Consider the following 24,089-nt stretch of genomic DNA (forward strand, 5'->3'; position numbering starts at 1 on the left):
GCCCGGAACCCTTGTTCGGTTTTCTTTCGGGAAATCTCAGGATCCGTTGAGTTTTCTCATGTCCGGCCGACATCCCGGCCGGTGTCCGGACCGGCGACCTCGAACCGCCAGCGGTGTACCGCCCGAGTGATCAACTCCGGCTCGGGCTCGGGAAGTTCGGGAAGCGCGTCGCCGTACGCCGCCTCCCACCAGGTGATGACCAGCACCCGGTCCTGCGGCGCGCGCAGCAGCTCGTACCGCAGCGGCTCGTACGCCAGCTCGCCCGTGCGCGCCCGCGCCCACTCCAGCAGCTCGGCGCCCCGGCCGGCCGCGGCCCGGGCCTCCCACATGAGGGCGACGGTCATGAGTAGAGGTTGTCCTTGCTGACCTCGTGCACATGATCGTGGTCGTGGTGGTGCGCGCTGCCCGGCACATGCGTGTCCGTCACCGGAAGCGACGAGTCCGCCGACAGTTCCAGGTCCGACGCCGACCGGTTGCGGGCCACCATCTCGGCACCCAGCGCCGCGACCATCGCACCGTTGTCCGTGCACAGCCCCGGCCGCGGCACCCGCAGCCGGATACCGGCCCGCTCGCACCGCTCCTGGGCCAGCGCCCGCAGCCGCGAGTTGGCCGCGACCCCGCCGCCGATCATCAGGTGGTCGACGCCCTCGTCCTTGCAGGCCCGGACGGCCTTGCGGGTGAGCACATCCACCACGGCCTCCTGGAAGGACGCCGCCACATCCCGTACCGGCACCTCCTCGCCCGCGGCCCGCTTCGCCTCGACCCAGCGGGCGACGGATGTCTTCAGGCCGGAGAAGGAGAAGTCGTACGCGGGGTCCCGCGAGCCGCTCAGTCCGCGCGGGAACGCGATGGCCTTCGGGTCGCCCTCCTTCGCCAGCCGGTCGATGACCGGCCCGCCGGGGAAGCCGAGGTTCAGCACCCGGGCGATCTTGTCGAAGGCCTCGCCCGCCGCGTCGTCGATGGTCGCGCCCATCGGCCGCACGTCGTTGGTGATGTCCGGCGCGAGCAGCAGCGACGAGTGGCCGCCACTGACCAGCAGCGCCATCGTCGGCTCGGGCAGCGGGCCGTGCTCCAGCTGGTCGACGCAGATGTGCGAGGCGAGGTGGTTCACCCCGTACAGCGGTTTGTTCAGCGCGTACGCGTACGCCTTCGCCGCAGAGACGCCGACGAGCAGCGCGCCCGCGAGCCCTGGACCGGCCGTGACGGCGATGCCGTCGAGGTCGCGGGCGCTGATGCCGGCTTCCTTCAGGGCGCGTTCGATGGTGGGGACCATCGACTCCAGGTGGGCGCGGGAGGCGATCTCCGGGACCACGCCGCCGAAGCGGGCGTGGGTGTCGACGCTGGACGCGATGGCGTCGGCGAGCAGCGTCGTACCGCGGACGATTCCGACGCCGGTCTCGTCGCAGGAGGTCTCGATGCCGAGTACGAGCGGTTCGTCAGCCATCAGTCAGTCTCTGTCTCTTGTACGGGCTCTTGTGCGGGCTCTTGCACCGTCAGGCGCATGACGAGCGCGTCGATGTTGCCCGGCTGGTAGTAGCCGCGGCGGAAGCCGATCGGTTCGAAGCCGAAGCGTTCGTACAGCTTCTGCGCGCGGGTGTTGTCGACCCGTACCTCGAGCAGCACCTCGGCGCACTCGAAGGCCGTGGCGTGCTTCAGCAGGTCGGTGAGGAGTTCGGAGCCGAGCCCGCCTCCCCAGTGGTCGCGGGTGACCCCGATCGTCTGGACGTCGGCGAGGTCACCGGCCGCGGCGAGCCCCGCGTACCCGACGATCCGGCCGGTGACCGGGGACTCGGCGACGACGTAGCGCCGGGTCGCCTGCGGGCCGCGCGCGTGCGCCAGCTCGGACCAGAACATACCGGCCGACCAGGCGTCCTCCGGGAACAGCTCGTGTTCGAGCTCCAGTACCGGATCGATGTCCCACCAGCGCATTTCACGCAGTACGGCAGTCGGGGGCGTCACTTCGGGGTGACCACCTTGTAGTTCTTCGGGACCTGGGCGTCGGGCCTGCGCAGATACAGCGGCTGCGGCGGCAGCAGCTGCGCTCCCGCGGCAAGACGCTCTGCGGCCAGAGCTGCGAGCGCACCCGCGGAGACATGCTCGGGACCGCGGGCGTCCGGGAACGCGTCGGGGTAGAGCGCCGCGCCCGCCCCGACCACCGGAAGACCGGCGAGCTGTTCGGCGATGTCTGCCGGCCGGTCGACGGCGGGTTCACCGGTGCGGGTACGCGGGTCCTCGTACCGCGCCCAGTAGACCTCCTTGCGGCGGGCGTCCGTCGCGACGGCGAACGGCCCCTCCAGGCCGCTGCGCCCGGCGGCGTACGCGAGGGCGTCCAGCGTGCACAGCCCGTACACCGGCACGGAGAGCACCGAGCCGAACGTCGCGGCCGTCACCAGCCCGACCCGCAGGCCCGTGTACGGTCCCGGGCCGACGCCCACGACCACCCCGGTCACGGCGTCGAGTCCAGTCCCGGCCTCGCCGAGGACCCGGTCGACAGCGGGCAGCAACAGCTCCCCGTGCCGTCGGGCGTCGACCTGACTCGACTCGGCGACGACGGCGGTCCCGTCGTGCAGGGCAACGGTGACGGCGGGGGTGGCGGTATCCACAGCGAGCAAGAGCACGCAAACAGCCTACGGCTCCGGCGACGGCACCACGGCTCCCCGCACGGAGTCCCGTTCCCACCGGCCGCTGCTGCTACCGTCACCCGGTGTACGCGGGTACGACGTAAACGCTTGTACGACATGCGACATACGAAGCGCTTGCGTGACAGACGAAAGCGAAAGGGGCGCGCACGGTGGCAAGGGGCAGCTCGGGAATCGTGGCCGGGCTCACTGCGGCGGCACTCGCCGCGGTCGGTTTCCTGGCCTACCAGGCATCGGCGAACGTCCCCGAGACACTCGCCGCCCCCAGTCCGAAGGCGACCAGCACCGCCCCGGCCGCCGGCCACGCCGCCGGGCACAAGGACAAGAAGCACCCGCTCGCGGTCCCCGCCGACTCCGGCACCGGGGCGCGGGTCGTGTACGCGCTGGACGACCGGCGGGTGTGGCTGGTCAACGCGAAGGGGAAGATGATCCGGTCCTTCGCGGTCATGCCGAGTTCCGTGAACCCGCGGCCCGGGGCGTACAAGGTGCGTTCACGCACGGGCGTCATCAAGGGCTCGGACGGCGTGCCGATCGAGCACGTGGTGCTGTTCGCGGTGGCCGACGGGGGTGTACCCGTCGGGTTCAGTGCGGCGCAGGACGGCTCCATGAAGAGCCCCGACCCGAAGCGGAAGACCGGCGGGGTGCGGATGAAGCGGGCGGACGGCAACGCGATGTGGGCGTTCGCGACGGTCGGCGCCAAGGTGGTCGTGGTCCCGTAACGCCCGGGCGGAAGCCTGCTGCGCCCCGTCGCGCACGGAAACCCGCTACGCGGCGTCGCGCTCCTCGGACGCCGGCGGCTCCCCTGACTCCTGCCGTTCCTCGGACGGCGGGGTGGAGACCGCGGTGGCCGCGGCGCAGGCCGCCAGCAGATCCTTCATCGACACCGCGGACGGCACTGGCGGCTGCGGCTGCGCTTCACGCTCGGGCGTCGGCATGGATGCCTCCTGGGGCTCCGGTGGAAGGCGTGGTTAGGTAGACCTAACCCGCCTCGGCATCCATGTGACCACGCCCGGCCCGCCCCGCGCAACAATATGCCGACACCCTGTCGGAAAACTGACTGCGCGGGCTCAGTGCGCCGCTTCGAGCTCCGCCCGCAGCCCGGACCAGCGCGCCCCGATCCCGACCAGCGTCACCGAGCGCCGTTCGTCGTCCGTGTCGCCGACCGCACGGTGGATCACCACGTGCAGCCGGTCGTCCGACAACTCCTCGACCTTGCCGTCGCCCCACTCCACGACCACCACCGAATCCGGCAGCGACACGTCGAGGTCCAGGTCCTCCATCTCGTCGAGCCCGCCGCCCAGCCGGTACGCGTCGACATGGACGAGCGCCGGGCCGGTGCCCAGCGACGGGTGGACGCGGGCGATCACAAAGGTGGGAGAGGTCACGGCGCCACGCACCCCGAGCCCCTCACCGAGGCCCCGGGTCAGCGTCGTCTTCCCGGCGCCGAGCTCACCGCTGAGCATCACGAGGTCGCCGGGGCGCAGCAGGCCGGCGATCCGACGGCCCAGGGCCTGCATCTGTTCGGGGGAGATGACGTCGAGGCGGGCGGTCACCGGGGTCTCCCCGGCCGGGACTGCTCCGGCCTGCGTCTCCCCGGGCGCGGCGGGCGCAACCGGGGCGTTCGCGGCGTCAGCCGCCAGGCTGTTGTGCGGTGCTTCCATGCCCGCCAACGTTAGCCGCTGCCGGTACGGCTCCGATCCGGACCAGCAGGTCCGCCATGCGGTCCGTCACCGTCTCCGGGTGCTCCAGCATCACCAGATGCCCGGCGTCCGGCACGATGACCAGCTCCGCGTCCGGCAGCTCGTCGGCGATGGCCTCGCTGTGCGAACTGGGCGTCACCAGGTCCTTGTCACCCGCCAGGATCAGCACCGGGATGTCGCGGAACGCGGGCAGCGCCGCACTCTTGTCGTGCTCGGTGAAGGCCGGGTAGAACTCCGCGACCACATCGATCGGGGTGGACTCGATCAGCCGCTCGGCGAACCTCTCGACCGCCGGATCCACGTCCCGCGAACCGAACGAGTACCGCTTGATGAGCCCGGCGAAGAGATCGGCGGTCGCCCGTCTGCCCCGCTCCACCAGCTCCGCCTGCGAGCCGAGCGCCTTCAGCACCCCGGGCAGCACCCGTCGCACGGCGTTCACGCCCGCGACCGGCAGCCCGAAGCTGACCTCGCCGAGCTTCCCGCTCGACGTGCCGACGAACGCGACGGCGGCGACCCGGTCCCGGATCAGCTGCGGGTACTGATCGGCGAGCGCCATGATCGTCATGCCGCCCATCGAGTGCCCGACCAGCAGCAGCCGGCCCTCGGGGGCGGCCGCGTCGATGACCGCCTTCAGGTCGCGGCCGAGCTGGTCGATGCCGACCGTCACACCCTCGGCCTGGGCCCGGCCGCGCTCGGAGCGGCCGTGGCTGCGCTGGTCCCAGTGCACGGTGCGCACCAGGCCGCGCAGCGCCGCCCGCTGGAAGTGCCAGGAGTCCTGGCTGAGGCAGTAGCCGTGGCTGAAGACGACGGTGACGGGCCCGGGGGCCTTGCGGCCGAAGAGCCGGCGCCGCCGCGGTCCGGTACCGGCGGCCCCGGCACCCGCCCCCGGTCGGGTGCCCGCGCCCGTACCACCGTCCGGTTCGACCTCGTCGGTCTCGTAGTACAGCTCGGTGCCGTCGTCGGCGGTGGCCCGGCCGGGCATGCCTCGCAGCGACCCGTACGGCCCCGAGGCGTCCAGCGCCAGCCTGGCCCTCCGGCGCATGCCCCGGCCGACAGTCATCCGCTCGACCGCGACACCGGCCGCCGCACCGGCCGCGATCACGCCTATGGCGGCTCCGGCAATGCCTGCCCGGCGCCAGCCGACCGCCACCGCGGCCGCCGTCGCCATCGCGTCCCCCGCACTGCTCTCGCTCACCGTGCCGCGCTCCTCGTCGATCGTTGTCCGTCAGGTCTGGTCGGGAGATGCAGGACGTGCCGGATCGGGCTGGATCAGGTCGGATCGGGCGGGGTCTCGTTCTCGTCGGCCCGGATCCCGTCCGGGCCGGCCTGGGCGTCGTTCTCCTCGGCCGGGGTCTCGTTCACATAGACGCGCGGTACCCGCCCGCCGATGCGGGTGACGATCTCGTACGCGATCGTGCCGGCCGCCTCCGCCCAGTCCTCGGCGCTCGGCTCACCCCGGTCCCCCGGGCCGAACAGCACCGCGTCGCTGCCCACCTCGACGACGTCCCCACCGAGGTCGACGACGAACTGGTCCATCGCCACCCGGCCCGCGACCCGCCGCAGGGCGCCGCCGACGAGGACCGGGCCGCGCCCGGAGGCGTGGCGCGGGATGCCGTCCGCGTAGCCGAGCGGGATCAGGCCGAGCGTCGTCTCGGCGGACGTCGTGTAGTGGTGCCCGTAGCTGACCCCGTGACCCGCCGGCACCTGCTTGACCAGGGCGACCGACGCGGCGAGCGTCATCACCGGGCGCAGCCCGAAGTCCGCCGGGGTGCCGAGCTCGGGGCTGGGCGAGATGCCGTACATGGCGATCCCGGTCCGTACCAGGTCGAAGTGCGACTCGGGGACCGTCAGCGTCGCCGGAGAGTTCGCCATGTGCCGTACCTCGGGTTCGACGCCCGCCTTCTCCGCGTACGCCACCATGTCCCGGTACACGCCCAGCTGGGCGGCGATCGACGGGTGGCCCGGCTCGTCGGCGCAGGCGAAGTGGGACCAGAGACCGGTGATCCGGACCGTGCCCGCCTGCTCGGCGGTGCGGGCGGCGGCGACCAGCTCCGGCCAGTCGGAGGGCTGGCAGCCGTTCCGCCCGAGACCTGTGTCGGCCTTGAGCTGGATGCGGGCCGGGCGGCCGGCCTCCTCGGCCGCGGCGACGACCTCGCGCAGCGCCCACATACCGCTCACCGACACATCGATGTCGGCCTCGATCGCCTCGCGCCAAGGGCCGCCCGGCGTCCACAGCCAGCACAACACCCGGCCGCCGAGCCCGGCGGCGCGCAGGGCCAGTGCCTCGTGCGGCGTCGCGGTGCCGAGCCAGGTCGCCCCGGCTTCGAGCGCGGCCCTGGCACAGGGCACCGCCCCGTGCCCGTACGCGTCGGACTTGACGACGGCCATGAGTTGCGCGCCGGCCGCCCGGGCACGCAGCGCACGCACGTTGGCGCGCAGTGCGGCGAGGTCGATCTCGGCTCGGGCTCTCAAGGACGCTGTCTCGTTCATCGCGCCCAGTCTCTCAGAGGCGTACGACGGGGCCCTCAGGTACCGGGCCCGAGGCGCGTCAAGGGCGTCCGGACCGCGCACGGCGGCGCCGACGTCACCGGTGGCGCAGCTCATGTTCCACATGGTCGACGAGGACCGGGACATGACTGTGCGGGACGTCCTTCACCGCCGTGACCAGGGTCACCGGCCCGCCCGCGCGGACCAGTTCCACCAGCTCATCCACCGCCGCGGTGTGCACGGGGTCGGCGAGCTCGGCGCGGTAGCGGTCGACGAAGTCGTCGTAGCGCGTGCCGGTGCGGTCCTCGTGGTACCAGGAGCGGAGTTCGTTCGACGGGGTGAGGTCCTTGAGCCACCGGTCGATCCTTGCCCGCTCCTTGGCGACGCCTCGGGGCCAGAGCCGGTCGACGAGGACGCGGGTGCCGTCACCGTCCTCCTGCGGGTCGTACACCCGGCGTACCCGTACGGAACTGCTGCCCACCCTCGACCACTCCTCACCGGCTCTCATCTGCGGTTCCCTGCCTGCTGGTGCTCAGGATCGCTCAGGCCCGTACGTCCCGCCACGCCGCCGGGATCGCGTCCGCGACGTCCTGCGCGGCGACCGGGCCGCCGTCCGAGGCGTGCCGGGCCGCCAGACCGTGCAGATGGGCACCGACGGAGGCGGCGTCGCGCGGGCCGAGGCCTGCGGCCAGCAGGGATCCCGTCAGCCCGGAGAGGACGTCGCCGCTGCCCGCCGTGGCCAGCCAGGAGGTGCCGGTCGGATTGACCCGTACGGGAGTGTGCTCGGTGTCGGTGGCGACCAGCGTCGTCGACCCCTTGAGCAGCACGGTGGCGCGGTAACGGGCGGCGAGTTCCCGTACGGCGGCGAGCCGCCCCGCCTCGACCTCCTCGCGCGGGACGCCCAGCAGCGCGGCAGCCTCCCCGGCGTGCGGGGTGAGCAGCGTCGGAGCGGTGCGCGACCGCACGACGGAGGCGTCGAGCAGTCGCAGCCCGTCCGCGTCCACCAGCACCGGGACATCGGCGGCCAGCACGTCGGCGACCGCCGAGACGGCCGCCGTACCGTCACCGAGCCCGGGGCCGACGACCCATGCCTGCACCCGCCCCGCCTTCGACGGCGGCCCCGAGTGGACCAGGGTCTCGGGGTGCCGGGCGATCACGGCGTCGGCGCCCGGGCCGACGTACCGCACCGCCCCGGCCCCGCCCCGCAGTGCCCCGCCGACGGCGAGCACCGCCGCCCCCGGATACCGCGCGGACCCGGCGACGATGCCGACGACCCCGCGCCGGTACTTGTCGCTCTCACTGGCCGGAACGGGCAGCAGCGCGGCGACGTCCGCGTACTGCAGCGCCTCCAGATCGGGTACGCCGGGCAGCTCGGCGTCGAGCCCGATGTCGACGAGGTGCAGCGCGCCCGCCCGGTCGGCGGCCGGATCGATGAGCAGCCCCGGTTTGTACGTGCCGAAGGTGACCGTCGCATCGGCCCGCACGGCGTCGCCGAGCACCTCACCGGTGTCCGCCTCGACACCGCTGGGCAGATCGACGGCGACGATCGGCGCCCCGGTCGCCTCGAGGGCCCGCACCAACGCGGCCGCGCCCTCACGCAGCCCGCCACGGCCGCCGATGCCGGTGATGCCGTCGACGACGAGATCGACACGGCCGATCAGGTCCGTGCTCACCCGGTCGGCGCCGTCCACACGCCCGCCGGCCGCGCGGAGCGCCGCGACCCCGCCCTCGTGGGCCCGGTCCGGCGCGGTCAGCAGGGCGCGGACGCCCGCGCCGCGCCGGGCCAGCCGGGCCCCCGCGTACAGCGCGTCGCCGCCGTTGTCGCCGCTGCCGACGAGCAGGACGACCCGGGACCCGTACACCCGGCCGCTCCGCCGCAGCAGATCGGCACAGGCCGCCGCGAGACCCGCGGCGGCCCGCTGCATCAGGGCACCGTCGGGCAGCCGTGCCATCAGGGCGCGCTCGGCGGCTCGTACGGTCTCCACGCTGTACGCAGTTCGCATACGGTCAACCCTCCGCGATCACCACGGCCGACGCCACCCCCGCGTCATGGCTCAACGAGACGTGCCAGTGCTTCACGCCCAGCTCGGCCGCGCGCGCGGCGACCGTGCCGACGACGCGCAGCCGGGGCTGCCCGCTGTCCTCGACGAACACCTCGGCATCCGTCCACAGCAGGTCGCCGGGCGCCCCCAGCGCCTTGGCGATGGCCTCCTTGGCGGCGAACCTGGCGGCCAGCGAGGCGATTCCACGTCGCTCGCCGTTGGGCAGCAGCAACTCGCTGTCCAGGAACAGCCGCTGAGCCAGATGCGGCGTACGCCGCAGCGCCGCGTCGAACCGTTCGATCTCCGCCACATCGATCCCGACCCCGATGATCACGCGCTCACTCACTCATTCATTGGTTCATTCGACCGTCACGGACTTCGCCAGATTGCGCGGCTGGTCCACCTCGTTGCCGCGGGCGGTGGCCAGTTCGCAGGCGAAGACCTGCAACGGCACGGTTGCCACCAGTGGCTGAAGCAGCGTAGGCGTAGCGGGGATCCAGATCAGATGGTCGGCGTACGGGACGACCGCCTCGTCGCCCTCCTCCGCGATGACGATGGTGCGCGCGCCACGGGCCCGGATCTCCTGGATGTTCGACACGATCTTCTCGTGGAGCACCGACCGGCTGCGCGGCGACGGCACGACCACCACGACCGGCAGATCGTTCTCGATGAGCGCGATCGGCCCGTGCTTGAGCTCACCGGCCGCGAAGCCCTCGGCGTGCATGTACGCGAGTTCCTTGAGCTTCAACGCGCCTTCGAGGGCCACCGGGTACCCCACATGGCGCCCCAGGAAGAGCACGGTGTCCTGGTGCGCCAGCGAGCGGGCCAGCTCACGCACCGGCTCCATGGTCTCCAGGACCCGTTCGACCTGCCCCGGGACCTCGGAGAGCTGCCGGACGACGGTCCGGATCTCGTCGCCCCACTTCGTGCCACGGGTCTGGCCGAGATACAGGGCGACGAGATAGCAGGCGACGAGCTGCGTCAGGAACGCCTTGGTCGAGGCGACGGCGACCTCCGGTCCGGCGTGCGTGTACAGCACCGCGTCGGACTCACGCGGAATGGTCGACCCGTTCGTGTTGCAGATGGCGAGGACCTTCGCCCCCTGCTCGCGGGCGTGCCGCAGAGCCATCAGCGTGTCCATCGTCTCCCCGGACTGGGAGATCGCGATGACGAGGGTGCGCTGGTCGAGGATCGGGTCGCGGTAGCGGAACTCGCTGGCGAGCTCCGTCTCGCAGGGCAGCCGGGTCCAGTGCTCGATGGCGTACTTGGCGATCATCCCGGCGTGGAACGCGGTCCCGCAGGCGACGATGACGACCTTGTCGACCTCCCGGAGCACGTGCGGCGGGATGCGCACCTCGTCGAGGTGGAGTGAGCCCGCACGGTCGATCCGGCCCAGCAGCGTGTCGGCGACCGCCTTGGGCTGCTCGGAGATCTCCTTGAGCATGAAGTAGTCGTAGCCGCCCTTCTCGGCTGCGGAAGCGTCCCAGTCCACGTGGTACTTGCGGACATCGGCGGGCTGTCCGTCGAAGTCGGTGACCGTGACGGACTCCCGCCGCAGCTCGACGACCTGATCCTGCCCCAGCTCGATCGCGGACCGGGTGTGCGCGATGAACGCGGCCACGTCGGAGGCCAGAAACGCCTCCCCCTCCCCGACCCCGACCACCAGCGGCGAGTTGCGCCTGGCCCCCACCACCACATCCGGCTCATCGGCGTGCACGGCCACCAGGGTGAACGCCCCTTCGAGCTGCCGGCAGACCTGCCGCATCGCCTCCGCCGGGTCGCCCCCCGACGAATACGCCTCGGCGAGCAGATGGGCGACCACCTCGGTGTCGGTCTCGGACGCCAGATCATGGCCGCGCTCGGCGAGTTCGGCGCGCAGCGCGGCAAAGTTCTCGATGATGCCGTTGTGCACGACGGCGACGCGCCCCGCGTTGTCGAGATGCGGGTGGGCATTGGCATCGGTGGGAGCGCCGTGGGTGGCCCAACGGGTGTGCCCGATCCCGGTGGTCCCGGCCGGAAGGGGCCGCTCCACCAGCGCCTTCTCCAGATTGACGAGCTTCCCGGCCTTCTTCACGGAGGCCAGCCCGCCGTCCGCGAGAACGGCGATGCCCGCGGAGTCGTATCCCCGGTATTCGAGGCGCTTGAGCCCGGCGACAACAACATCAAGCGCGGACTGCCCACCGACGTACCCGACGATTCCACACATAACGGTCCTTTCGTGGTCGCCCTCCCCTCGCTTGGCATCGTCGCAGAAGGGGCGCCGGCCGGCCGCGCCGACGGTCCACGAGGGAGAAGCGGGTACCCGGATTCATCCGGCCGCAGGTGTCGGAGACGGCGGCATCGGTGTGGCCCTGACGTGAGGTGAAGTCCCCTCCGATTCCGCGCGGCGGACCGCTGGAAAACTCACCGCCGCACTGTCCGCGCAGGCTGCTAACCTCCGGTTCTTCACCGGGCCGAGCTGGCCGCCGTCACCGTCGGCGACCTGCGCGACGTGGCCCGCGAGCTGCACTCCACGGCACTGATCCAGGTGCCGGGCCGGGACGTCGAATGGGCCGGGTTCACGTCCGCCCCGCAGTGGTCCACCACATCCCGGGCCCTCGCGGGAACCACGCACCGCTCCCCCGAGAACGACGACGTGGCACTGGTCGTCGGCCCCAGGAGCGTCACGCTGCGCACTCCCGGCGGCGAGGTCACCGTGCGGTACGAGGCCTGCGCCGCCCTGCAGGTCTTCCCGGACGGCGCCCGGCACCTCACGGGCCTCGACGGCTTCACTGTCGCGGTGGAACCGACGCTGTACGACCGGCTCGGCCCCGACCGGGTCGCGGTGATCGACGCGGGGGTGCCGGCCGCCGCGGTGGTACGGATGCCGGAACGTGACGCCGACTCCATCCCCCGGCCCGCGTCCTCGCCCGGCGGCGGGCTGAAGAGCCGGACCCGGTCCGTACTGCGTTCGCTGCGGATCGGCCGCAGAAGCTGATGCCCCCGCGGTGCAGGCAGGGCCCGGTGCCCGGCACAGAAGTGCGGACACCGGGCCCTGTCGTCGACGGCGGCGAGCTCTGTGTGCTCAGGAAACTCAGCACACAACCGTAGTCGGCATGCCCGGAACGAGCGCTTTCGTCGCCCCACGTGACCGACCCCACCCCCCACTCCGTTAAAACTCCCGCAACAATGAACCTGTGATCACTTCGCCGCCACGGAGCACCCAGCGACGCGCCGAGCACGCTTCGACGCCGTACGTCGACCTGTCGCGTGCCGAATGGAGTGCCCTGCGCGACAAGACCCCGCTGCCGCTGACGGCCGCCGAGGTCGAGCAGCTGCGCGGGCTCGGGGACGTCATCGACCTCGACGAGGTGCGGGACGTCTACCTGCCGCTCTCCCGGCTCCTGAACCTCTACGTCCAGGCCACCTCCGGCCTGCGCGGCGCCCTCAACACCTTCCTCGGGGACGCGGGCAACGGCCACGGAGCGCAGCGCGGCACTCCTTTCGTCATAGGGGTCGCGGGCAGTGTCGCCGTCGGCAAGTCCACCAGTGCCCGTATCCTCCAGGCGCTGCTGGCCCGCTGGCCCGAGCACCCCCGGGTCGAGCTGGTGACCACGGACGGGTTCCTGCTGCCGATGAAGGAGCTCCAGGCGCGCGGGCTGATGTCGCGCAAAGGGTTCCCGGAGTCGTACGACCGACGCGCCCTGACCCGTTTCGTCGCCGACATCAAGGCCGGCAAGGACGAGGTGACGGCGCCCGTCTACTCGCACCTGATCTACGACATCGTGCCGGGCGAGCGGCTCACCGTGCGCCGCCCCGACATCCTGATCGTCGAGGGCCTCAACGTGCTGCAGCCCGCGCTGCCCGGCAAGGACGGCCGCACCAGGGTCGGGCTCGCCGACTACTTCGACTTCAGTGTGTACGTGGACGCGCGGGCCGAGGACATCGAGACCTGGTATCTCAACCGCTTCCGCAAGCTGCGCGAGACCGCGTTCCAGAACCCGTTCTCGTACTTCCGCAAGTACACACAGGTCTCCGAGGAGGAGGCCATGGAATACGCCCGCACGATGTGGCGGACCATCAACAAGCCCAATCTGCTGGAAAATGTGGCCCCCACCCGGGGCCGTGCCACCCTGGTGCTGCGCAAGGGCCCGGATCACAAGGTCCAACGTCTGTCACTGCGCAAACTCTGAGAGCCCGACCTCCCGGGAGTACCCGCGTGCTGCACCTGCGCCTGATCGTCCCCGCCGACCGTACGGACGAGGTGCTGCATCTCGTCGAGCGCACGGTCGGCACCACGCATCTGGTGGTACTGCCCGCGGCCGCCCGTGACCCGGCGGGCGATGTGGTGCTGTTCGATGTGGCGCGCGAGGCGGGTGACGAGCTGATCGGCGGCCTGCGCGCGCTCGGTATCGACAAGTCCGGTTCGATCACCGTCGAGCACTCGGACCTGACCCTCTCTGCCCGCGCCGACCTGGCCGAGGAGGAGGCACCGGGCGAGGGTGTGGACGCCGTGCTGTGGGAGAAGCTGACGGACGCGACCCACGAGGAGTCGACGTTCAGCATCACCTATGCGGCATTTCTCGCGGTCGCGACGATGCTCGCCGCCTGCGGTGTGATGCTCGACAACGCGATCCTGATCGTGGGCGCCATGGCGGTGGGCCCGGAGTTCGGACCGCTGGCCGGCATCTCCACGGCGCTGGTGCAGCGTGCCCCGCGTCTGGCGTGGCGGTCGCTGTGGACGCTGATCGCCGGGTTCGCCGTCGCGATAGTGGTGACGGTCGGGTTCGCGTGGATGATGAACGCCTTCGGGCTGTTCACGGAGGCGATGATCGAGGCGGCCCGGCCCAACACGGCGTTCATCTGGAAGCCGGACCGGATGTCGTTCGTGGTGGCGTTCCTGGCGGGCATCGCCGGGACGCTCTCCCTCACCTCGACGAAGTCCGGGGCGCTGATCGGCGTCGCGATCTCGGTGACGACCGTGCCGGCCGCGGCCAATGCAGCGGTGGCGTTCAGTTACCAGGACTACAGGCAGATGTCGGGCTCGGTGGGCCAGCTGATGGCGAACCTCGGCGGGATCGTGCTCGCGGGGACGCTGACGCTGCTGCTCCAGAAGGCGCTGTGGGCAGCCCAGCGCCGCCGGACCTCCGCCGGCCGGTCCTGAGGAGAAGCAGAACGCCGGAGGGGCCCGATACGAGCATCGGGCCCCTCAGGCGTTCAGTGGCAGCGGGACGACGCGCTACCCGAGCGCGGACTTCACCACATCGGCCAGCCGCCCGGCGACAGACCGCGCCTGCTCGATGTCGGCCGCCTCGACCATGACCCGCACCAGCGGCTCGGTGCCCGACTGACGCAGCAGTACGCGGCCGGTGTCACCCAGCTCGCGCTCCGCCTCGTCGATCGCGGCCGCCAGCTCCGCCGACGTCTCCACCCGGGACTTGTCGACGTCCGGGACGTTGATCAGGATCTGCGGGAGTCGCTGCATGACGCCGGCGAGTTCGGCGAGCGTACGGCCGGTGGCGACGACCCGGGCCGCCAGCAGCAGACCGGTCAGCGTGCCGTCACCGGTCGTGGCGTGGTCGAGGACGATGACATGGCCGGACTGCTCGCCACCCAGCGCGAAACCCTCGGCCTTCATCGACTCCAGTACGTACCGGTCGCCGACGGCGGTCTGGACGACGTGTATGCCCTCGCGCTCCATGGCGATCTTGAAGCCGAGGTTGGACATGACCGTCCCGACCACGGTGTCCTTGCGCAGCTGCCCGGCCTCGCGCATGGCGAGGGCGAGCACGGCCAGGATCTGGTCGCCGTCGACCTCCTCGCCCGAGGCGTCCACGGCGAGGCAGCGGTCGGCGTCGCCGTCGTGCGCGATACCGAAGTCGGCGCCGTGCTCGACGACGGCGGCCTTCAGCAGGTCCAGATGGGTGGACCCGCAGCCGGCGTTGATGTTCAGACCGTCCGGGGCCGCACCGATCGTGATCACCTCGGCGCCGGCCCGCGCGAAGGCCTCGGGCGAGACGCGGGCGGCCGCGCCGTGCGCCTCGTCGAGGACGATCTTCAGCCCGTCGAGCCGGTTCGGCAGGACCGCGACGAGGTGCGCCACATACCGGTCGAAGCCTTCCGCGTACTCCGTGACACGGCCCACACCGGCACCGGTCGGACGCTCCCACGGCGCACCGGTGCGGTGCTGCTCGTACAGGGTCTCGATCCGGTCCTCGAGCTCGTCGGAGAGCTTGTGACCACCTCGAGCGATGAACTTGACCCCGTTGTCCGGCATGGCGTTGTGGCTGGCGGAGAGCATCACGCCGAGGTCGGCGCCCAGCGCGCCGGTGAGGTACGCCACCGCGGGGGTGGGCAGCACACCGACGCGCAGGACGTCCACGCCGGCGCTCGCCAGACCGGCCACGACAGCGGCCTCCAGGAACTCTCCGGACGCGCGTGGGTCACGGCCCACCACGGCTGTCGCCCGCCGCCCACCGTCGAGGGTGCCCGTCTCAGCAAGCACATGCGCCGCAGCGACCGACAGACCGAGCGCGAGCTCGGCCGTCAGATCCGCATTGGCGACACCGCGTACACCGTCCGTGCCGAAGAGTCGTCCCACTGGTGTCCTCCGAAGATGCTCCGAAACCGAACCGCAAAAACAAAACAAGCCAACACAAGTCAAAACGACTCAGGGCAAGACGCAAGGCGAGACGCGTGGCAGCGCGAAGAATGATGCCGACCAGGGCGGGCCTATGAACGTCTCATGCCGTTATACGCCCGAGGGCGTCTATAGACGAACGCCCCGGAGGCACGAGAAGTGCCGCCGGGGCGAACGTGTAAAGCAGCTGAGCAGGCGGATTAGCGCTTGCTGTACTGCGGGGCCTTACGGGCCTTCTTGAGACCGGCCTTCTTGCGCTCGACCGCACGGTCGTCGCGGGAGAGGAAGCCTGCCTTCTTCAGCGGGGCGCGGTTGTTGTCCACGTCCGCCTCGTTCAGCGCACGGGCGACACCGAGGCGCAGGGCACCGGCCTGACCCGAGACGCCGCCACCCGAGATGCGGGCGATGACGTCGTAGCGGTTGTCGAGCTCGAGCACCTTGAAGGGCTCGTTGACTTCCTGCTGGTGCACCTTGTTGGGGAAGTAGTCCTCAAGGGTGCGACCGTTGATCTTCCACTTGCCGGTGCCCGGAACGATCCGGACGCGGGCGATGGCGTTCTTCCGACGGCCAAGGCCGGCGGCGGGCTGCGGGTCGCCGAAGCGGGACGCCAGCGACTCGCTGGTGTACTCGCCCTCGACGGGAACCTCGGACTCGAAGGTGGTCACCTCGGCGAAGACCTCTTCGCCCTCGGTGCCCTCGATGGGGTTCTCAACAGTGGTCTCGGCCACGATTCTCCTCAGATCTTTCTTTATGTCTTAGGGGGAGGCCGGAACTACTGCGCGACCTGGGTGATCTCGAACGGGACCGGCTGCTGAGCAGCGTGCGGGTGCTGGTCGCCCGCGTAGACCTTGAGCTTCGAGAGCATCTGACGGCCCAGGGTGTTCTTGGGGATCATGCCCTTGATGGCCTTCTCGATGGCCTTCTCCGGGTTCTTGGAGAGCAGCTCGTCGTAACGCACGGAGCGCAGACCACCCGGGAACCCGGAGTGGCGGTACGCCATCTTCTGGGTCTTCTTGTTGCCGGAGAGGTGAACCTTCTCGGCGTTGATGATGATGACGAAGTCACCCATGTCCATGTGGGGGGCGTAAATCGCCTTGTGCTTGCCTCGAAGGAGGTTCGCGGCCGTGGTGGCCAGACGACCCAGGACGATGTCCTCGGCGTCGATGATGTGCCACTGGCGAGTGACATCGCCGGGCTTGGGGCTGTACGTACGCACTTCGTAGCCTTCGCTTCTTCAGTGGATGAGGTCCAGACACATGGCACCCCTGAAGCGATCATGCAGCTGGGGCCCACAATGCCGGGAACGCTGTCCGTATGCGAGCCACTGGTAACTGCTCCAGAGAACCTACGTAAGGGCTCTTCGCGTGAGAACGACGAAGCCGATACGTATAACAACCCCCGACAGTACCCGCCCCGCCCGGGACGGGTCAAAACGCGCCGCCCCTTACCGCGCCCGCTCCACCCGTCGCTCGTCCCACACCGGCTCTGCGGTCTCCCGCACCACCCCGTCCGACCCGAACACCAGATAGCGGTCGAACGACTTCGCGAACCACCGGTCGTGCGTGACGGCCATCACGGTCCCGTCGTACGCCTCGAGACCGTCCTGCAGCGCCTCCGCCGACTCCAGGTCCAGGTTGTCCGTCGGCTCGTCCAGCAGCAGCGCGGTGGTCCCCGCCAGCTCCAGCAGCAGGATCTGGAACCGCGCCTGCTGCCCGCCGGACAGCTTCTCGAAGGGCTGGTCCCCCTGCCGCTCGAGCTCGTACCGGCGCAGTACGGACATGGCCCCGCCCCGGTCCTTCGCGTGCTCGGTCCACAGGATCTCGACGAGCGTGTGCCCCATCAGCTCCGGGTGGGCGTGCGTCTGCGCGAAGTGCCCGGCCACGACCCGCGCGCCCAGCTTCCACTCGCCCGTGTGCGCCACCGGCTCCCCGGCCAGCAGCCGCAGGAAGTGCGACTTGCCCGACCCGTTCGAGCCGAGGACGGCGACCCGTTCCCCGTAGAAGATCTCCAGGTCGAACGGTTTCATCAGCCCGGTCAGTTCGAGCCCCTTGCAGGTCACAGCCCGCACCCCGGTCCGGCCACCGCGCAGCCGCATCTTGATGTCCTGCTCGCGCGGCGGCTCCGGCGGCGGCCCCGCGTCCTCGAACTTCTTGAAGCGGGTCTGCATGGCCCGGTAGCGCGACGCCATGTCGGGGCTGATCGCCGCCTGCTGCCGCAGCCGGTGGACCAGCGCCTTCAGCCTGGCGTGCTCCTCCTCCCAGCGCCGCAGCAGCTCCTCGAACCGTGCGAACCGGTCCTTGCGGGCCTGGTGGTACGTGTCGAAGCCGGCGCCGTGCACCCACACGTCGCTGCCCGCCGGGCTGGGCTCCACGCTGACGATCTTCTCGGCGGCCCGGGACAGCAGCTCCCGGTCGTGGGAGACGAAGAGCACCGTCTTCCGCGTCTCCTTGAGCTTCGACTCCAGCCACCGCTTGCCGGGGACGTCGAGGTAGTTGTCCGGCTCGTCGAGCAGCAGCACCTCGTCCGGACCGCGCAGCAGCGCCTCCAGCACGAGCCGCTTCTGCTCACCGCCGCTGAGCGTCCGCAGCTCACGCCACTGCGCCTTCTCGTACGGAACGCCGAGCGCGGCCATGGTGCACATGTCCCACACCGTCTCGGCCTCGTATCCGCGGGCCTCCGCCCAGTCACTGAGCGCCTGCGCGTACTTCATCTGCGCGGCCTCGTCGTCGACGGTGAGGATCAGCTCCTCGGCCCTGTCGACCGCCTGCGCGGCCTCACGGATGCGCGGCTGGGCGACGGAGACGAGCAGATCCCTGACCGTACGGTCGTCCCGGACCGAGCCCACGAACTGCGGCATCACCCCGAGCCCGCCGCTCACCGATACCGTGCCGCCGTGCGGCTGGAGCTCCCCGGACAGGAGCCGCAGCAGCGTCGTCTTCCCGGCGCCGTTCGCCCCGACGAGGGCGACGACGGCCCCGTCCGCGACCCGGAACGAAGCATCGCCGAGCAGCACCCGCCCGTCCGGTAGGTAGTACTCCAGATGGCCCGCTTCAAGATGTCCCATGCACAGCATTGTCACGGCCCGCGAAGCCCTGGCCCAACCGGTTTACGTTCCGTCTAGGATTCGCCGCATGAGCTTTGGGCAAGGGGGGCCCTCCTGGGGGCCCGGGGGCAATCAGACTCCGGACTGGGCAGCGCTGGCCGAGGCATCCGCCGCGCGGAGCCGTCGTAGGAAGTGGCTGCTGATCGGCGGCGGCGCGCTCGCCACCGCCGCGGTCGCGGCAATCGTCGCCACAGCCGTCATCTCGACCGACAACAACGGCGGCTCCACCGGCTCGGACACGAACGCGAGCCGGCTGCCGGGACCCGCCGATCTGCCGACCGACTCGGCCGCGCCCGAGCCGTCCTTCTCCACGGTGGCGCCGCCGCCCCCGCCGGACCCGAAGGACTACGTCTCCGACGTGAAGAAGGACAGGGCGCCGCTCACCATCGACTCCTTCTACCCGGGAAAGAAGCTCACGATGGGCGACCGCGTGTACGCCAAGGGCGCCACGCACCGCACCACGAACTGCGCGGCGACCACGCAGGGCGCGCTCGGCTCGATCCTCATGAACAACGGTTGCGACCAGGTCATCCGTGCCACGTACAGCAGGGCAGGGGTCGCCGTGACCGTCGGTGTCGCGGTCTTCGAGACGGAGGCGCAGGCGAAGAAGTCGGCGCAGCAGGCGTCCGGCGGCCTGGCCTCGCTGAGCGGCGCGGGCGTGCCGACGTTCTGCCGCGGTGGTTCGATCTGCCGTCGTACCACCAACTGGTACGGCCGCTACGCGTACTTCACCATCGGCGGTTTCACGAACGGCAAGAACGTCTCCAAGGCCGACAAGAACGTCTTCACCGTCGGCGACGACCTACGGAACTTCACATTCCGTCAGATACGCCACCGCGGCGAGGTCCAGGCCTCCGCCGCGGCCACCGCGTCGACCGGCTGATCCGGTCCCGAAGACGTCGTGCGCCTCCCCTTCCTGCTCACGCTGCCCCGGGTACTGCGCCACAGCGCCACGATCGGGGCTGACCTGCCGCCGGACGAGGCCGTGGTCGTCGACCCGCCGGACACACCCCTGCGTGCGGCACTGGCGGCGGCCACCGCGGGCGACCACGGCCCCGCCCGTGACCTCCTCGCCGCGACCCGCGCGCACGCCCAGTGGGAGCTGAGGGACGGGTACGTCATGCGTCTCGCCGAGGCCGCGCTGCACAACCCCGGCTGGCTGGACGCGTGGCTGGACGGGGCGCCCGAGGATCCGGACGCGGCCCTGGTCAAGGCCGAGCTCTGTGTCGACCAGGCCTGGGAGATACGTACGGCGGCTCGCGCCCGGCATGTCTCGCGCGACCAGTTCCAGGCCTTCTTCGCCCTCCTGGAGGACGCGGCCCCGGTGATCGGCACGGCGGCCGAACTCAACCCGGCCGACCCGGTCCCCTGGCGCATCGCCCTCACCCACGCACTCGGCAGCCAGGCCCCACGTGCCGTCTTCGACGACTACTGGGCGGAGGCCATCACCCGCGATCCGCACCACTACGGCTGCCACGCCGCGGCCCTTCAGTACCTGTGCGCGAAGTGGCACGGCTCGCACGAGGAGATGTTCGCCTTCGCCGAGAGCGCGGCGGACACGGCCCCGCCCGGCTCGAAGCTGCACGCGCTGCCCCTGTCGGCGGCGTTGGAGTACGAGGTCCTCACCACCGGCCCGACGACCGCCTCCGTCGGCCCCGACCCGTTCGCGCCCCACGTGGCGACCGCCGTCACCCGCGCCCTGGCCCTCTCCGCCGAATACGCCCCGGGCAGCCGCGAGGCCGCCGGCTTCCGCAACCAGCTGGCCCTGATGCTGCTGCGCCAGGACCGCTGGCAGGACGCCCTCGACACGTTCCGCGCCATCGGCACCGCCGCCACCAAGTACCCCTGGGCGTACTTCGGCGACGACCCACGCCAGGAGTTCCTCGAGACCCGCTCGGGCGTCCGTATCCATGTCGCGACCAGGACCCCGTTCTTCGCCCGCCCGTCGCATCCCCACTCCGTACCGGCCACCGGCTGGACGGCGGACGCCCCCTGCGCGCTCGCGATAGCCGCCGCCCGCCCGGAGGACGTGGCGCAGGCCGCGCTGATGTGCGGCATCTCCCTGCGTACGGCCCCGGCATCGGCGACGCACACGTACATCGAGGCCGTCCCCGACCTCAAGCCGGCCAAGCGCTCGGTCCTGTCCACGGAGGACCGGCTGACGACGGCGGCCGACAACTTCACCACCGGTGAGAAGTGGCCGACGCTGGTGCTGCGCCGTACCCCCGAGCGCTGCGGCTTCACCGTGTTCCACAAGGGCAGACCGCTGGCAGCACACGAGTGGAACACCACGTCCCCGGCTCCGGACCACACCACGGTCACCGCCACGGCCGCCACCTTGTCCCGGCTCTTCGCCGTCGCGGACCCGCGCCCCCTGACCCACATCCTCCGCTCCACCGGCAATCCGCCGCGGCACCAGTCCGACCTGCTGGCAGCCCTCGCCCTGCCCCCGCTCCCCGCGGACTTCGGCACCCGCCCGGAGATCCTGGACACCCTCCCCGGCGCCCGGGTCCTCACCCGCCGCGGACTGCTCGCCGGGATGCGCGACACGATGACGACGGAGGACGGCAGCCACCCACCGGCCCCCGGCACCTACGAACCCCGCCCGGCCCGCTGGTGGCTGCTGCGCGTCCTGGGCCTGCCGCTGTTCACAGCGGCTGCGGCCTACGCCTGGTGGACCCCGGACATCGGCCCGGTCCGGTCGACGCTGTCGACGCTCGCCGCACTGTTCCTGGCGGGACAGTTGACAGCAGCATGGCGCCGACGGCGGGCACACGCGGGGAAGATGACCCGCTGAGCCCGATCCGCCTCAGCAGCATCCTCGTCCCGGCAGCGACCGCACATTGCGCGCCTCCTTGTTGCGCGCGGCAAGCAACTCATCGGCCGGGTAGGCGACTTCCTCCAGCGTCAGGCCGTGCGGCCGCACCACATGCACTCCCGGATCCCGCACCCCGGCAGCCAGTACCTGAGCGGGCCACGGGTCGGGGCGGCGCCCGTCGCCCACGAACAGCATCGCCCCCACCAGCGCACGCACCATGTTGTGGCAGAAGGCATCGGCCTGCACGGTCCCCGTGACGACCCCGGACTCCGCGTCCCGTACCCAACTCAGCTTCTGCAGCGTACGGATGGTCGTCGCGCCCTCGCGCTTCTTGCAGTACGCGGCGAAATCGTGTTCCCCGAGCATCCGGGCCGACGCCGCATTCATCGCGTCCACATCCAACGGCCGGTCGTGCCAGAGCACATGACCACGCGTCAGCGGGTCGACCCCACCGGGCCGGTCGGAGACCCGGTACGCGTAACGCCGCCACAACGCGGAGAATCGCGCGTTGAACCCCACCGGCGCCTCGGCCACCCGCCAGATCCGTACGTCGGGTGCCATCCGCCCGGCCATCCGCCGCAGGAGCAGCTCGCCGTGCTCGGCCCACACCTCGGCCGGCAGGTCGACATGCGCGACCTGGCCACGGGCGTGCACCCCGGCGTCGGTGCGCCCGGCGACCGTCAGATCGTACGTCCGCGACGACCTCGTCACGGTCCGCAGCGCGTCCTCGATCTCCCCCTGCACCGTGCGCCGGGCGGTCTGCTTCGCCCAGCCGGAAAAATCCTTGCCGTCGTACGCAAGGTCCAGCCGTACCCGCACGAACCCGGGCTCTACTTCGTCACTCACCCAACGATCCTCTCAAGCCTGAACATACGGAACGGGCCCGCACCGCCCCGAAGGGTGGTGCGGGCCCGTCCAGTGGTCTCAGAACGCTCAGGCGTCCTTGGACTCCTCCGCCGGAGCGGCGTCCTCGGTGGACTCGGCCGGGGCCGCGTCCTTCTTGAGGGAGTCTTCCTTGACCGCACGCTTCGTCGCGGCCTCGGCCTCACCGGTGGCCTGCTGCGCCACGGTCAGCGCCTCGACCAGCTCGATGACGGCCATCGGGGCGTTGTCACCACGACGGTTGCCGATCTTGGTGATGCGCGTGTAACCACCGGGGCGGTTCTCGTAGCGCGGGGCGATCTCGGTGAACAGCGTGTGCACGATGCCCTTGTCCGTGATCGACTGCAGAACCAGGCGACGGTTGTGGATGTCGCCCTTCTTCGCCTTGGTGATCAGACGCTCGGCGACCGGACGCAGGCGGCGAGCCTTGGCCTCGGTCGTCGTGATGCGGCCGTGCTCGAACAGCGACTTCGCGAGGTTCGCGAGAAGCAGACGCTCGTGCGCGGCGCTGCCGCCCAGACGGGCACCCTTTGCGGGACGCGGCATGGTGTTTCTCCTTGTGTGCTGCACCGGCCGTATCAGGTACCGGTGTCAGTTCCCGTGAAGCGGCCGCCTCACGGAAGATCATGGGCCGTCGGGGCTCATCGAGCCCGTCCGGCGATCGAGGCCGGAGCCTCACCCCGGTCGGGGTGCCCGGAAATCCGGGCACCCCGACCGGAGACGTACTAGTACTGCTCGGTCTCGACGAAGCCCGCGTCCGCGTCGTCGTCGGCGCCGAAGGCGTCGGCAGCGGCGGTCGGGTCGAATCCGGGCGGGCTGTCCTTGAGCGCCAGGCCCATACCGGCCAGCTTCGCCTTGACCTCGTCGATCGACTTCGCACCGAAGTTGCGGATGTCGAGCAGGTCGGCCTCGGAACGAGCGACGAGCTCACCCACGGAGTGGATGCCCTCACGCTTGAGGCAGTTGTACGAACGGACCGTGAGCTCGAGCTCCTCGATCGGCAGCGCCAGATCGGCGGCGAGCGCGGCGTCCGTCGGGGACGGGCCCATGTCGATGCCCTCGGCATCGATGTTGAGCTCGCGCGCCAGACCGAACAGCTCGACCAGGGTCTTACCGGCCGACGCCATGGCGTCACGGGGACGCATGGCCTGCTTGGTCTCGACGTCGACGATCAGCTTGTCGAAGTCGGTGCGCTGCTCGACACGGGTCGCCTCGACCTTGTACGTGACCTTGAGCACCGGCGAGTAGATGGAGTCGACCGGGATACGGCCGATCTCCTGGCCCGCCTGCTTGTTCTGGACGGCGGAGACGTAGCCGCGACCGCGCTCGACGGTCAGCTCCATCTCCAGCTTGCCCTTGCTGTTCAGCGTGGCCAGGACCAGGTCCGGGTTGTGGACCTCGACACCGGCCGGCGGGGCGATGTCAGCAGCGGTCACCAGGCCGGGACCCTGCTTGCGCAGGTACATCACGACCGGCTCGTCGTGCTCCGAGGAGACGACCAGCTGCTTGATGTTGAGGATGAGGTCGGTGACGTCCTCCTTGACGCCCGGCACGGTGGTGAACTCGTGCAGGACACCGTCGATCCGGATGCTGGTGACAGCAGCGCCGGGGATCGAGGAGAGGAGCGTACGGCGGAGAGAGTTACCGAGGGTGTAGCCGAAGCCCGGCTCCAGCGGCTCGATCACGAACCGGGAGCGGAACTCGTCAACGACCTCTTCGGTCAGCGAGGGACGCTGAGCGATAAGCATGCTTGGATCCTTCAGTCGTGGGCGCCCACTATTTGACGCCCCCAGATACTG

At 70.9% G+C, this 24,089-nt stretch carries 25 protein-coding genes; 6 read left to right on the plus strand and 19 right to left on the minus strand.

Translation table 11 applies throughout. The features are described from left to right. Window positions 1–56 precede the first annotated feature (56 nt). Genes OHB49_RS18020 through tsaB form a run of 4 tightly spaced genes read right to left on the minus strand, consistent with a single transcriptional unit; the run spans window position 57 to window position 2,618 of the window. Entirely contained in the window at window positions 57–344 is a 288-nt protein-coding gene (locus OHB49_RS18020; protein ID WP_030979635.1) for a hypothetical protein, read from the minus strand. Beyond that, window positions 341–1,444, minus strand: a complete 1,104-nt coding sequence (gene tsaD / locus OHB49_RS18025) for a tRNA (adenosine(37)-N6)-threonylcarbamoyltransferase complex transferase subunit TsaD (RefSeq protein ID WP_329161506.1) — start codon at window positions 1,442–1,444, stop codon at window positions 341–343. The genes OHB49_RS18020 and tsaD overlap by 4 nt, the downstream gene beginning before the upstream one ends. Then, a complete protein-coding gene (gene rimI, locus OHB49_RS18030; protein ID WP_030914270.1) occupies window positions 1,444–1,959 on the minus strand; it encodes a ribosomal protein S18-alanine N-acetyltransferase in 516 nt (171 codons plus the stop codon). The genes tsaD and rimI overlap by 1 nt, the downstream gene beginning before the upstream one ends. Further along, the gene (tsaB, locus tag OHB49_RS18035; protein ID WP_234433053.1) at window positions 1,956–2,618 is read right to left on the minus strand and encodes a tRNA (adenosine(37)-N6)-threonylcarbamoyltransferase complex dimerization subunit type 1 TsaB; all 663 of its coding nucleotides are present in this window, start codon (window positions 2,616–2,618) and stop codon (window positions 1,956–1,958) included. The genes rimI and tsaB overlap by 4 nt, the downstream gene beginning before the upstream one ends. 197 nt (window positions 2,619–2,815) lie before the next feature. Here tsaB and OHB49_RS18040 point away from each other — a divergent pair, with 197 nt between their 5' ends. Further along, entirely contained in the window at window positions 2,816–3,358 is a 543-nt protein-coding gene (locus tag OHB49_RS18040) for a hypothetical protein (protein WP_329166528.1), read from the plus strand. A gap of 45 nt (window positions 3,359–3,403) precedes the next feature. Here OHB49_RS18040 and OHB49_RS18045 read toward each other — a convergent pair whose 3' ends face one another. From OHB49_RS18045 to glmS, 8 genes are all read right to left on the minus strand, one after another. Beyond that, the gene (locus tag OHB49_RS18045) at window positions 3,404–3,574 is read right to left on the minus strand and encodes a hypothetical protein (RefSeq protein WP_329161509.1); all 171 of its coding nucleotides are present in this window, start codon (window positions 3,572–3,574) and stop codon (window positions 3,404–3,406) included. 132 nt (window positions 3,575–3,706) lie between these two features. Further along, window positions 3,707–4,300, minus strand: a complete 594-nt coding sequence (gene tsaE / locus OHB49_RS18050; RefSeq protein WP_329161511.1) for a tRNA (adenosine(37)-N6)-threonylcarbamoyltransferase complex ATPase subunit type 1 TsaE — start codon at window positions 4,298–4,300, stop codon at window positions 3,707–3,709. After that, a complete protein-coding gene (locus OHB49_RS18055) occupies window positions 4,269–5,534 on the minus strand; it encodes an alpha/beta fold hydrolase (RefSeq protein ID WP_030979644.1) in 1,266 nt (421 codons plus the stop codon). Before OHB49_RS18055 ends, tsaE begins: the two co-directional genes overlap by 32 nt. Window positions 5,535–5,608: 74 nt before the next feature. Then, entirely contained in the window at window positions 5,609–6,829 is a 1,221-nt protein-coding gene (gene alr, locus OHB49_RS18060; RefSeq protein WP_329161513.1) for an alanine racemase, read from the minus strand. Window positions 6,830–6,923: 94 nt separating this feature from the next. Beyond that, the gene (locus OHB49_RS18065) at window positions 6,924–7,334 is read right to left on the minus strand and encodes a DUF488 domain-containing protein (protein WP_052190128.1); all 411 of its coding nucleotides are present in this window, start codon (window positions 7,332–7,334) and stop codon (window positions 6,924–6,926) included. Window positions 7,335–7,368: 34 nt separating this feature from the next. Continuing rightward, entirely contained in the window at window positions 7,369–8,829 is a 1,461-nt protein-coding gene (locus OHB49_RS18070; protein ID WP_030979649.1) for an NAD(P)H-hydrate dehydratase, read from the minus strand. 4 nt (window positions 8,830–8,833) lie between these two features. Beyond that, entirely contained in the window at window positions 8,834–9,202 is a 369-nt protein-coding gene (locus OHB49_RS18075) for a holo-ACP synthase (protein ID WP_313941641.1), read from the minus strand. A gap of 24 nt (window positions 9,203–9,226) precedes the next feature. Beyond that, complete coding sequence (gene glmS / locus OHB49_RS18080; RefSeq protein ID WP_329161517.1) at window positions 9,227–11,074, minus strand: glutamine--fructose-6-phosphate transaminase (isomerizing); 1,848 nt, start codon at window positions 11,072–11,074, stop codon at window positions 9,227–9,229. Between the two features lie 285 nt (window positions 11,075–11,359). Here glmS and OHB49_RS18085 point away from each other — a divergent pair, with 285 nt between their 5' ends. From OHB49_RS18085 to OHB49_RS18095, 3 genes are all read left to right on the plus strand, one after another. After that, window positions 11,360–11,845 (plus strand): hypothetical protein, encoded by a 486-nt coding sequence (locus OHB49_RS18085; protein ID WP_329161518.1) that lies wholly within the window; start codon window positions 11,360–11,362, stop codon window positions 11,843–11,845. 199 nt (window positions 11,846–12,044) lie between these two features. Next, entirely contained in the window at window positions 12,045–13,040 is a 996-nt protein-coding gene (gene coaA, locus OHB49_RS18090) for a type I pantothenate kinase (protein WP_030914205.1), read from the plus strand. Between the two features lie 26 nt (window positions 13,041–13,066). Then, window positions 13,067–14,011, plus strand: a complete 945-nt coding sequence (locus tag OHB49_RS18095; protein WP_329161519.1) for a DUF389 domain-containing protein — start codon at window positions 13,067–13,069, stop codon at window positions 14,009–14,011. Between the two features lie 75 nt (window positions 14,012–14,086). Here OHB49_RS18095 and glmM read toward each other — a convergent pair whose 3' ends face one another. The 4 genes from glmM to OHB49_RS18115 all read right to left on the minus strand — a co-directional run bounded on the left by glmM (window position 14,087) and on the right by OHB49_RS18115 (window position 18,560). After that, window positions 14,087–15,448, minus strand: a complete 1,362-nt coding sequence (gene glmM, locus OHB49_RS18100; RefSeq protein WP_030979657.1) for a phosphoglucosamine mutase — start codon at window positions 15,446–15,448, stop codon at window positions 14,087–14,089. A gap of 239 nt (window positions 15,449–15,687) precedes the next feature. Next, window positions 15,688–16,215, minus strand: coding sequence for a 30S ribosomal protein S9 (rpsI, locus tag OHB49_RS18105; RefSeq protein ID WP_030979658.1), 528 nt, complete (start codon window positions 16,213–16,215; stop codon window positions 15,688–15,690). Between the two features lie 44 nt (window positions 16,216–16,259). Next, on the minus strand, window positions 16,260–16,703 hold the full coding sequence (gene rplM / locus OHB49_RS18110; RefSeq protein ID WP_030979660.1) for a 50S ribosomal protein L13: 444 nt from the start codon (window positions 16,701–16,703) through the stop codon (window positions 16,260–16,262). A gap of 228 nt (window positions 16,704–16,931) precedes the next feature. Further along, window positions 16,932–18,560 (minus strand): ABC-F family ATP-binding cassette domain-containing protein, encoded by a 1,629-nt coding sequence (locus tag OHB49_RS18115; protein WP_329166530.1) that lies wholly within the window; start codon window positions 18,558–18,560, stop codon window positions 16,932–16,934. A gap of 58 nt (window positions 18,561–18,618) precedes the next feature. On the opposite strand from OHB49_RS18115, the gene OHB49_RS18120 reads away from it, so the two are divergent. Next, window positions 18,619–19,473 (plus strand): hypothetical protein, encoded by an 855-nt coding sequence (locus OHB49_RS18120; protein WP_329161520.1) that lies wholly within the window; start codon window positions 18,619–18,621, stop codon window positions 19,471–19,473. Window positions 19,474–19,491: 18 nt separating this feature from the next. Next, window positions 19,492–21,387: a hypothetical protein gene (locus OHB49_RS18125; RefSeq protein WP_329161521.1), complete on the plus strand. Its 1,896-nt coding sequence runs from the start codon at window positions 19,492–19,494 to the stop codon at window positions 21,385–21,387. Window positions 21,388–21,399: 12 nt separating this feature from the next. Here the strand turns inward: OHB49_RS18125 and truA are convergent, their stop codons facing one another. The 3 genes from truA to OHB49_RS18140 form a co-directional block, all read right to left on the minus strand. Beyond that, entirely contained in the window at window positions 21,400–22,254 is an 855-nt protein-coding gene (gene truA, locus OHB49_RS18130) for a tRNA pseudouridine(38-40) synthase TruA (protein WP_329161522.1), read from the minus strand. A gap of 87 nt (window positions 22,255–22,341) precedes the next feature. Next, window positions 22,342–22,836: a 50S ribosomal protein L17 gene (gene rplQ, locus OHB49_RS18135; RefSeq protein WP_030979670.1), complete on the minus strand. Its 495-nt coding sequence runs from the start codon at window positions 22,834–22,836 to the stop codon at window positions 22,342–22,344. 179 nt (window positions 22,837–23,015) lie between these two features. Further along, window positions 23,016–24,038 (minus strand): DNA-directed RNA polymerase subunit alpha, encoded by a 1,023-nt coding sequence (locus OHB49_RS18140; protein WP_030914177.1) that lies wholly within the window; start codon window positions 24,036–24,038, stop codon window positions 23,016–23,018. Between the last annotated feature and the right edge of the window lie 51 nt (window positions 24,039–24,089).

The organism is Streptomyces sp. NBC_01717 (assembly GCF_036248255.1).
In the GTDB taxonomy this organism is placed as follows: domain Bacteria; phylum Actinomycetota; class Actinomycetes; order Streptomycetales; family Streptomycetaceae; genus Streptomyces.